Origin of the sequence: Veillonella parvula (assembly GCF_024461875.1) — a bacterium.
Lineage (GTDB): Bacteria > Bacillota > Negativicutes > Veillonellales > Veillonellaceae > Veillonella > Veillonella parvula_I.
Genome location: NZ_JANGAL010000009.1, coordinates 22,365 through 32,980, shown reverse-complemented (window position 1 = coordinate 32,980; position 10,616 = coordinate 22,365). Strand labels below are relative to the sequence as shown.

Below are 10,616 nucleotides of genomic sequence, written 5' to 3'. Positions count from 1 at the left end.
ATGTTCAATCATATGATTGATTACCTATCATTGTTCAGTTTTCAAAGATCTGTTATCAATTTGCACTACTTCATTATTAAGTACTGTCGTAATTGACGACTTGATTATAATAACATTATGACCACTTTCATGTCAACACATTTTATAATCTTTTTTGAAGTTCATTTTAAACCTCTAAGTGTATTGCTACACTCATTAAGAAACAGCCGCTCAAACGACTGTATGCATATTATAGTACAATGAAAATATAATCGCAACCCCCAATTCTCAACTTTACAAAATCTTCATTTTATTTTCATTTTTAACCATAAACCTAATAATTGATTTTACACAATTAATCATGTACAATGTAGCTGTAATAAAGAACTTTCAGCACAAATTAGTTTTCTTTTATTAGCGTTTACCAATATGAATATTACATTATTGTAAGGAGATTGAGTATGAAACTATCAAAACATTTATTATCAAAAGCTGTAGCTATAGCTGCTATATGTGCTACTATGGGAACTACCACATTAGCTGCACCACAGGGCACATTTGATACTTCAGAAATTAATATTACTGGTCAAGCGTCTCGATCTGTAGCACCTAACTATGCGATTTTAACACTTGGTATTACAAGCCAAAATACCAATATCAATGCTGCAAAATCTAATAATGATCGTATTATGAGTAATTTAATTAGTCAATTAGCTAACTTAGGTGTTGCAAAAAAAGACATCTATACATCTAGCATTTCCATCAATCCAACGAGCGACTATCAAGACGGCAAACGCATCAATACAGGTTATAATGTATCAAATCATGTAACAGTTAAGATCAATAACCTTGATAACGTAGGAAAGGTTGTCGATGCCGCTGTTAGCGCTGGTGCTAACGACATCAACAACCTTTCATTCCAAAATGATGTGTCTCAACAATTATCTGATTCTTTAACTACAGAAGCGATTCAAAACGGTCGCCATAAAGCAGAAGTTATCGCAGCTGCCCTCGGTCGTACATTGGGACCAGTAAAAACTGTTTCCATTAGCACAACTGAAACTAGCACAATGGACTCTGGTTACTATCGTAACCCAGTAATGCTAAAAGCAGCTCTCGAAACTGCTACACCTGTAGAAAAAGGCTCTTTAATAGTTTCCCAAGACGCTAACATCACTTATTATCTACAATAGAATTTTCCGGTACCACACCTTCGTGTACAGCTACAATGCCGCCTGTCAATTCATGATAGGTGGCATTTTCATATCCTAGAGATTTCCAGATTTCTAAAATCTCACTTTGATGAGGGTATCTACGTAAAGATTCTGGAAGCCAGGCATAGGAAGAGTTATCTTTGCTCAATTTTCCTATAATAGGCAATATATATGAAAAATAGAAGTTATATAACTGTTTAAACCCAAACATACTTGGTTTTGCAAGTTCTAACACCACAACCTTCCCACCTGGTTTTACCACGCGTTGCATTTCAGACAATACCTGCTTAATATCTGGAACATTTCGCATTGCAAAGCCACTCATTGCAGCATCAAATGTATTATCCTCATATGGTAAGGCCATGGCATCACCTTGTACTAAATTTACTTGATTAAGTAAACCAGCAGCCTCAATACGAACACGACCTTGATTTAACATTTCACTATTAAAATCTAATGCCTCTACCTTCAAAGTGGGCTCTTGACGCAATACTTCCTTCGTAAATACACAAGTGCCACATGCCACATCAAGTACATATTGGTGAGGACCGATATTCATCGCTTTTACAGAGAATTTACGCCAAAAATAATCTTGTCCAAAGCTTAACACCGTATTCATTAAGTCATAGTTTTTTGCAATATTAGAAAAAACGCCTTGTACAAATTTCTCTTTATCTGCATACGTTTTAAATTCTTTAGTATTCATTATGGACCTTTCACAAATCAAGAACTATGTTCAAGAATTATATATGGCATAGTATACCACACTATAGGAACGCTAAAAAGAATCCTAATATATATACTCTATATAGTGACTATGTAATATATACATATCTACTAAAAACACTGGTATTTAGTATTTTCCGCTACATAATATAGAACTAAACACACATATCTATTTTTTACCTATATTCATAATAAATATATACGACTATCGATTATAATATCTATTGCCACCATTTCATGTTCGTTGTATAATGACATATGTCCATGATGAAAGGATATTTTGTTGTGGGTTTTATTTGTTTTTATTTAAGTATTGGAGTGTACTATGAATCGATTTGTAAAATCAATCAACAGAGTCAGTCTAATCCAACAAATTATCATAGGTTTGATTATTGGTATTTTGACTGCTCTTTATGTGCCAGATATGGCCAATGAACTTGCTTTATTAGGTGTTCTTTTTGTTGGTGCCCTTAAAGGCATTGCCCCTATCCTTGTATTTTTCTTGGTAATTGCAGCGATCAGTAAACATCGTTCTGGCCAAAAAACTGGCATGGGTTCTGTTATCACCTTATACTTATTAGGTACATTCCTATCTGCAGCATTAGCAGTAATCGTAAGTTTCTTCTTCCCTACTACATTACATCTAGCAGCAGGTGCCGCTGATGCAGCGCCTCCACAAGGTATCGCAGAGGTTATGACAACATTACTTAAAAATATTGTTGATAACCCTGTAAAAGCGTTAATGACTGCTAACTACATTGGTATTTTAGGTTGGGCCCTTATTATTGGTGGTGCTTTACGTCATGCACCGATGAATACGAAAGAAGTTATGGAGTCCATTGCGCAAGCTATTACTACTGTAGTAGGTTGGATCATCCGCTTCGCTCCTCTTGGTATTATGGGGCTTGTAGCAGAATCCATTGCTACTAACGGTATCGAAGCCTTGATTGGTTACTTCCAATTACTCGTATTATTACTTGGTTCTATGATTTTTGTAGCACTAGTGATCAATCCGATTTTATCCTTTATATACCTTCGCCGTAATCCATACCCATTGGTATTCAAATGCTTACGTGAATCTGCAATCTATGCGTTTTTCACACGTAGCTCTGCTGCAAACATTCCCGTAAACCTTGATTTGGCAAAACGTTTAAAACTTAATCCAGATATGTATTCCGTATCTATTCCATTAGGTGCCACAATCAATATGGGTGGTGCAGCAATCACGATTACAATCATGACATTAGCTGCAGCTAACACTTTGGGTATCGTTGTAGATATTCCTACTGCAATTCTCTTATCCATCATTGCCACTATTGGTGCTTGTGGTGCTTCTGGTGTTGCAGGCGGTTCCTTGTTACTTATTCCATTGGCTTGTTCCTTATTTGGTATCTCCAATGATGTAGCAATGCAAGTTGTAGGCGTAGGTTTTATTATTGGCGTATTACAAGACTCCACGGAAACTGCGCTTAACTCTAGCACAGATATCCTTTTCACTGCCACTGCTGATTATGCAAAACGCGGTTATCATCAAGATTGGAACTAAAACGTTCTTAGACGGTCCTTTGGGACCGTCTTTTTTGTAAACTAATTATACATTCTTTTATTAAGGCTTTGTGAAAGTTACATATATCCTCGCCTCTTAATTATCTGGAAATGATATTATGTAATTGGATTAACTAAATATAAACTTTCACCAATCACTAACAAACTATATTGATTTTCTTCAATATAGTGGTATAATATAGTTAATGATAATAACTATTAGTAGATATATAGAAAGGAATCAACATGAAACAATACGATATTATTGTAGTTGGTACAGGAGGCGCAACCATCGTAGCTGACGCTGCGCTCAAAAAAGGCCTTAAAGTGGCAATCATAGAAAAAGGTAAATTTGGTGGCACATGCCTAACTCGCGGTTGTATTCCTACAAAAGTTATGGTTACAGCAGCTAATGCAATCCAAGAAGTAGAAGAATTCAAAAAAATCGGTGTTAATGTTGGTTCTGCTACTATGGACTGGGATACTGTTTCAAAACGTACATGGCATAAAATTGACGAATCTGCAGGCATCTATGATTATTACAACGCCTATGACAACGTAGATGTATATCGTGGTGCAGCAAGCTTTGTATCCGATAAAGTGATGAACATCCATCTTAATGATGGCTCTGGCACTGTAGAAATTACGGCACCTACTATTATTCTTGGTACAGGTGGTTACAGCAATATACCGAATGTACCAGGTCTTCAAGAGGCAGGTTTCCTTACTAGTGAAAGCCTCTTTGGCGATAAATTTCCAAAACAACCATACAAATCTCTTGCCGTTCTTGGTGCCGGACCAATCGGTGTTGAGTTCGCTCATGTATTTGATTCCGCAGGTACAAAGGTAACAATTCTTCAGCACAATGTACGTTTAGTACCTAAAGAAGATACAGATATATCGGAACACTTGCTTAACAACTACAGAGAACGTGGTATTAACGTACTTCTAAACCAAGATACTGTTGAAATCCGCCAAGAAGATGGCCTTAAAGTAGTAGTTACTAAAGATCGTACTACTGGCGAAATTACAGAAACTAAAGTTGAAGAAATCCTTGTAGCTGCAGGTATCCGTCCAGCTGTGGAAGAACTTCACCTAGAAAACACTGGTATTGAAACACGGCCTAAAGGCTGGATCAAAACTAACGAATTTTTAGAAACATCCGTTGATGGTATCTACGCTTTAGGTGATGTCAATGGGGAGCCGGCATTCCGTCACCGTGCAAACTACGAAGCAGATATCATTGCTCACAATCTCTTCTACGCAACAAGCGAAGAAGATTACCGTTGGGCACGATATGATACATTGCCTAAAGTTACATTCTCATACCCTGAAATTGGTAGCGTAGGTCTTACTGAAGCAGAAGCTATTAAAGCTGGTTACAATGTAGGTGTAGGTAAAAACTACTACTCCTCCACAGCTAAAGGCTATGCAATGGGTATCAACCCTGGTGATGTAAATGACGGCTTTGTAAAAATTGTAGTAGACAAAGATACTAACCATATCCTTGGTATGCATGTAACAGGCCCTCAAGCCTCCATTCTCTTCCAGCCTTATGTAAACCTTATGAATAGTGGCGTAACTCCATTGACAGCAATCAACGAAGAAATCGCTTCTGAACGCACTAAACGTTTACGTGAAAAAGGTATTACTCGTGAAATGGACCCTAGATCCGTTATCACTGTAGGCGAAACTATGAGCCCACATCCATCCCTCGTCGAGGTTATCATGTGGACACAAGTGTACTACGAAAATCGTTGGTAATACAACTATAGTTATAAATAATAAAAGGACTAAACCTAGGCGCAGTCCTTTTGTTGCAAACATATCTATTGTAAAAAAAATATTCTAACATAAGAGCACTATCAACCGATATTTTATAGTATCGGAATCGCAAAAAAGAGCCAAAGGCATTGCCTTCGGCTCTTTTCTTATTAATCATCAATAGATAGGTTAGCGGCCCATATCTATATCAGAACCCCAAACGAGATTTGTTTTACGACCATCAAAGCCTTGATCTGGCTCAGGTGGTAATTTATAGGATTTAGATTGTTCTACATAAGCACCTGTCTCAGCATCTACTGTAACAACTACTTTTTTACCATCTTGATGCATAGTCACATAGTATAAAACTTTACCATTATGAGCTTCAATTTTCCAGCCCTTCATAACAGCATCATTTCCAAGTTGTTGTTTTGCAACACGTTCTGCTTGCGTTGATTCAATAACTTTATCTTTATTGAAAATCTCACCAATAACTTTCTTAGGTTTGCCCCCCTCTTCCATATCAGAAGCATTACCAGTGATTACATCAATTTTCATCTTGTACTGATGATACTTACTATAACCAACTACTTTATAACCATAGTTCAAGTCATTAGAGTTGAGCTCTACAGAATGAAGCGCCGCATTAGGATAGCGATTTTGGAAAATAGTTCCAATTTGGCTCATAGTCATAACTATGGACTCGCCAGGTGCACGTTTTACAGAAATATCCGTACTTGTTTCAGGCTTTGTTTTGCGTGCATCTGCCACACTTGGTGTAGCAACGGATAACATGCCCACTGCTAATACCCCCGTTAATGCCATAGAAATCAACTTTTTATTCATTATAATCCTCCTACTAGATACCATGTTTCTATTAATCAAACTATTAGTACACTAGAATTTCTATAAGTTCATGCTATATTCAGCAACACGAAAAATATGTAAATAGTCATATCATTTAGACAATATACTATAAACCTTCATTAGATGCAAGTCGTCCATCTACATCAGTCATAATCAATTTATAGCATGTAGCCACTAAAGGTACACCGATCAACATACCAGTAACCCCCATCAAACTACCGCCTACGATAACGGCAGCAAATACCCACAAACCTGGTAATCCGACAGAGTTACCTACAATTTTAGGATAAATAAAGTTACTTTCAATTTGATGAAGTACCTCTAAAATAATTACATAGATGAGAGCATCCATAGGGCTAACAGTAAGTAGCATAACGGCTCCAATGATACCACCAACATAAATACCTAATAGTGGAATCAAACCAGTTAGACCAATTACACAGGCAATCGTTGTAGCATATTCAATATTAAATAGCCATAAAGTAATTCCTACCATCACGCCTAGAACCAAGGCATCTATAAACTGACCTACAAAAAAATTACTGAATGTTTGAACTGCTACGCGAGTTACATAACTAACTCGATTTACCCACTCATCTGATGCATATGCCTTTAATATACGTTTACCTTGTAACATAAGGCGTTCCTTATCAAGCAACATATAAACAGCAAAAATTAAGCCAAGACCTATGTTCAAAGTCCAAGACAATACGGTGCCCATTGCATTTACAATATATGTGCCACCTTTTGTCCCCCATTCACGAGTATATTTAGCAATATTCTCTCCACTTAGGGCATCTATAATCGTTTGATTCGACGCCATTGGAACTGTTTCTGTAATATGTTGCATCCATGTTTGGAAATCCGTATACAATTGCGGTGATGCAGCTACAATAATCGACATAGAATGAATCAATTGAGGTAAAGCCATCCGAGCAATAAAATACACAATAACACTAATTGTTACAAAGGATAGCAAAAGACTCAACGGGCGACGTATTTTATACTTCCATCCAGAGCCACACTTGGGCCATAGCCATCGTTCATAACGAACGACTAGAATATCCAATACGAAAGCAATACAAGCACCCACAATGAGCGGAACAAAAGCCGTAAAGATAGCGTCAAGACCACTAGCAATATCACTTATACGTAGTGCCATCATAATCATAATGCCCGCTAGTATAATAGCTCCTATGAGCTGTTTGTAATATTTGAATTCTTTCATAATAACCTACTTCACATAACACTATTAATAAACTACACCTATATAACTATACGATTCTCACATCGCATACATTACCAAAGCATAATGAACATTGTATGACCTAGGATTGTATGCAATTTTAGTATAACACAAAAGTCCACCTTGTCGCATGCTCGAATTCTCGATAAACAAGAGAGCATGATTGAAGGTGGACTTATTGTAGGACTAATCTAGATTAGTCTAGAGATTAGCGATGAATATAAACGTCTACACGACGGTTTTCAGCTTTACCTGCTGCTGTAGAGTTAGTTGCAACTGGTTTAACATCACCATTAGCAATACCGATAAGACGATCGGCAGATACACCATGGTTAACTAAATATTGAGCCACATGTTGTACGCGGCGTTCAGACAAAGCAATATTGTATTGTGGATTTGCATCAGTATCAGCGTTACCCATCAACTTAACTTGGTCTTGAGAATATTGGTTAGCAGCATTTACAGCAGCTGTTAAGTTTGGATATTGGTCCGCACGAGCAACATCTTGGTCGGAGTCAAAGTAGATAGATTGTACATAGTAGTCCAATTTAGGAGTTTTATATGCAGGCGCTTCTACAGTAGGAGCTGGAGCCGGAGTGTATACAGGAGCTGGCGCTGGAGTGTATACAGGAGCTACGGATTTATGACCGCCGAAACGGTAAGATAATCCTACTACAGGACCTTGGAAGGAAATATTAGACTTATCATCACGTTTAGTATTGATATAACGATACCCTGCATTAATATCCCAGTCTTGGTTGACTTTATAACCTAAACCTGCTTCCCAAGTAGTAGTTCTCTTAGTCCCTACACCCGCTTTACCATAAACGTCTACTTTGGAGCCAAGGTTAGCTTTACCAATTACACCTAATTGAGCAATATTATTTGCTTTAGGGAATGTATCACCAGAAATGTGAGCATAACCGCCATATACTGCGAAATTTTTGTTCAAGGATTGAATCAAATTAACTTCTTGCATTCTATCACTATAGCTAGTGCCGAACATTTTATCATTCAAACCATGGTATTGGTATTGCAACGCTGTTTTATCTGTGAAAGCGTATGTTACACCACCATCAAAGTTCCATTTTGCATCAGAAGTCCAAGCTTTAGTTTTTGCTTTAGAATCAGACGCACCAAGATCAACTTGAAACTCACCTTTATTGAATTGAGTTTGAGGAGTTGCACCTGCTACGGACACACCTACAGCAGCAACTGCCAATAAAGCTAATAATTTTTTATTCATTATAATTCCCTCCAAAAACAGCCCTTATAATACTTAGGCTTTGGTAATAATATGCTTATATTTTACACAATTTTTCAATATAATTCAACATTCTTCATGAATATTTGATGAATTTTTAGTTATATCTATCTATAAATATTATAAATATAAATATTTAAACCCTCTCTATTGTCTAATCACTGCGATTCTCTGCACATATTACATTCCCGAAATTATAATACTATTTATCTTTTTTAAGATTCTCTAACAATAATAAAATTACTGGTCTTATAAGTTCATCAAAATCATTATTATATGTACTAATAGATCTAACTATAATTGAACGAATAAAAGCTCCCTTATGCACTAAGGAAGCTTTTATCATTTCATATGTATATCCCTTACATATATACGTGAAATCAGAAGTTTCTGGTCAGATAACACATTCCCCAATGTGTCATTTTTTTCACATTACGTATTGTACATCAAAAATTTTTAATAGACAAGAGTTTATTCACTTCTTTTTCATGAATCCTTCTAAAACTTTCAATGTGAAAAAGAATTTACATCTCATTAAACAACCTTATGTTGCCATGTTCCTCGAATAAATCTAAAATAAGAACAACATAATCTTAGAGACTGATCAAAGCACAAAGATAACCATGCCCCAAAAAGTCCTAAACCTAATGTAATGCACAATAGATACGTAATAATAGGACGAATGATTGCTACGCTTACAAGAGAATATTTCATAATGTAATATGTATCTCCTGCCCCTTTCAACACACCGGAGTATACTTGTTGTAATGCTTGAGGGAATGCAGCGATAGCCATAATACCCATCAAAGTGGCTGAAAGTGTAACAACATCACTTTCACGAGTATATAAGTGTACTAAAAAATCACCAGGGCCAATAAAGATTAATGCACTCACAAGACCCACGACTAAACCGATACGAGCACCAATTTTACCATAAGTACGTACAATATCCGGCCTTTTATGCCCAAGATTTTGACCCGTATGTGACGCGCCTGCAAAGCCAAGTCCCATCGCAAAATAATAAAATATATCCATTAGATTCATACATACGTAATGCGCGGCCAAAGGTACTGCACCTAAGGAAGCCACAATCATAGTGTATGTATACATACCGAACCTTTCAAAGAACTGTTCCCCCAAAGAACTGCCACCTACATGAAACATCGTATGAAGTACAGGTCTTTCAAAAATCCACTTCGACGGATGGCGCAATGTTAATCCAGTAGCAGTATGTTGTGAAATCGTACGCAACAACAATAATGCAATAATCGCACTACTGATCATAGTGGAAACACCTGCCCCCATAACACCAAGTTCAGGGAAGAAACCGATACCATAAATCAAGAAGAAATTCATTATCGTATTCAAAATATTCCCTACTACATTAGATTTAAAAATAACCTTGGTGTTACCATATCCAATGAGTGCAGCCCCTACGATTTGACTAAAAGACTGAAAGATTAAACTAATAACTATGAAACGACCATACCAAACAGCTGTTTCAATATAGCTCTCTTCAGCACCTGTAAAACGTAGAATATGCTCTAAATTTAAGAAACATATCAATAATAACGGTACATAAATCAAAAAATTCAATAAAATAGACTGCTTGAGCACGGCATTCATACCATCTACATCACCTTCACCATGACGACGAGCTATGATTGCTGTCACAGCAATGGATAAGGCGCGGCAGAAGATGAGCATTACCATCTCAGGTTGTCCCATAATACCTACCGAAGCAAGAGCTGATGCACCTAAGGCACCAACCATCGCCAAATCGATGGCCGTCATAAATTGTAACATCAAGCCTTGTAATGTAGCTGGCCAAGCTATTTTTAGATAATTACCATATAGCTGCTTTGTCGTGCCTACAGGTCCTAATCGTTCTGCAACAGGCAACATGGTATCTATTGAAAGCCATCGTTGTATACGGTCTAACATTCTATCTCCTATTCATGCAAGATCATACATAGTAGAGGCATCACTTCGCCTCTTAGTTCCACTGTAT

General features: G+C 36.9%; 8 protein-coding genes. 3 read left to right on the top strand and 5 right to left on the bottom strand.

Features of this window, described 5'->3' with window-relative positions; genetic code table 11:
• Positions 1-440: 440 nt before the first annotated feature.
• Entirely contained in the window at positions 441-1,172 is a 732-nt protein-coding gene (locus NE668_RS09645; protein ID WP_004692958.1) for an SIMPL domain-containing protein, read from the top strand.
• Here the strand turns inward: NE668_RS09645 and NE668_RS09640 are convergent.
• Positions 1,153-1,899, bottom strand: a complete 747-nt coding sequence (locus tag NE668_RS09640; protein WP_123138484.1) for a ubiquinone/menaquinone biosynthesis methyltransferase — start codon at positions 1,897-1,899, stop codon at positions 1,153-1,155. The two genes, NE668_RS09645 and NE668_RS09640, sit on opposite strands and share 20 nt — an antisense overlap.
• 345 nt (positions 1,900-2,244) lie before the next feature.
• Here NE668_RS09640 and sstT point away from each other — a divergent pair, with 345 nt between their 5' ends.
• Positions 2,245-3,465 carry a serine/threonine transporter SstT gene (gene sstT, locus NE668_RS09635; RefSeq protein ID WP_205112927.1) on the top strand — a complete coding sequence of 407 codons (1,221 nt, stop codon included), beginning with the start codon at positions 2,245-2,247 and terminating at the stop codon, positions 3,463-3,465.
• Between the two features lie 245 nt (positions 3,466-3,710).
• Positions 3,711-5,228, top strand: coding sequence for a dihydrolipoyl dehydrogenase family protein (locus NE668_RS09630; protein WP_205112928.1), 1,518 nt, complete (start codon positions 3,711-3,713; stop codon positions 5,226-5,228).
• 189 nt (positions 5,229-5,417) lie between these two features.
• On the opposite strand, the gene NE668_RS09625 is transcribed toward NE668_RS09630, so the two are convergent.
• The 4 genes from NE668_RS09625 to NE668_RS09610 form a co-directional block, all read right to left on the bottom strand.
• Positions 5,418-6,074 (bottom strand): PepSY domain-containing protein, encoded by a 657-nt coding sequence (locus NE668_RS09625; protein WP_004692962.1) that lies wholly within the window; start codon positions 6,072-6,074, stop codon positions 5,418-5,420.
• A gap of 127 nt (positions 6,075-6,201) precedes the next feature.
• A complete protein-coding gene (locus NE668_RS09620) occupies positions 6,202-7,323 on the bottom strand; it encodes an AI-2E family transporter (protein WP_004692963.1) in 1,122 nt (373 codons plus the stop codon).
• Positions 7,324-7,549: 226 nt separating this feature from the next.
• Complete coding sequence (locus tag NE668_RS09615; RefSeq protein ID WP_004692964.1) at positions 7,550-8,587, bottom strand: OmpA family protein; 1,038 nt, start codon at positions 8,585-8,587, stop codon at positions 7,550-7,552.
• Between the two features lie 552 nt (positions 8,588-9,139).
• Complete coding sequence (locus NE668_RS09610) at positions 9,140-10,549, bottom strand: MATE family efflux transporter (RefSeq protein ID WP_227037882.1); 1,410 nt, start codon at positions 10,547-10,549, stop codon at positions 9,140-9,142.
• Between the last annotated feature and the right edge of the window lie 67 nt (positions 10,550-10,616).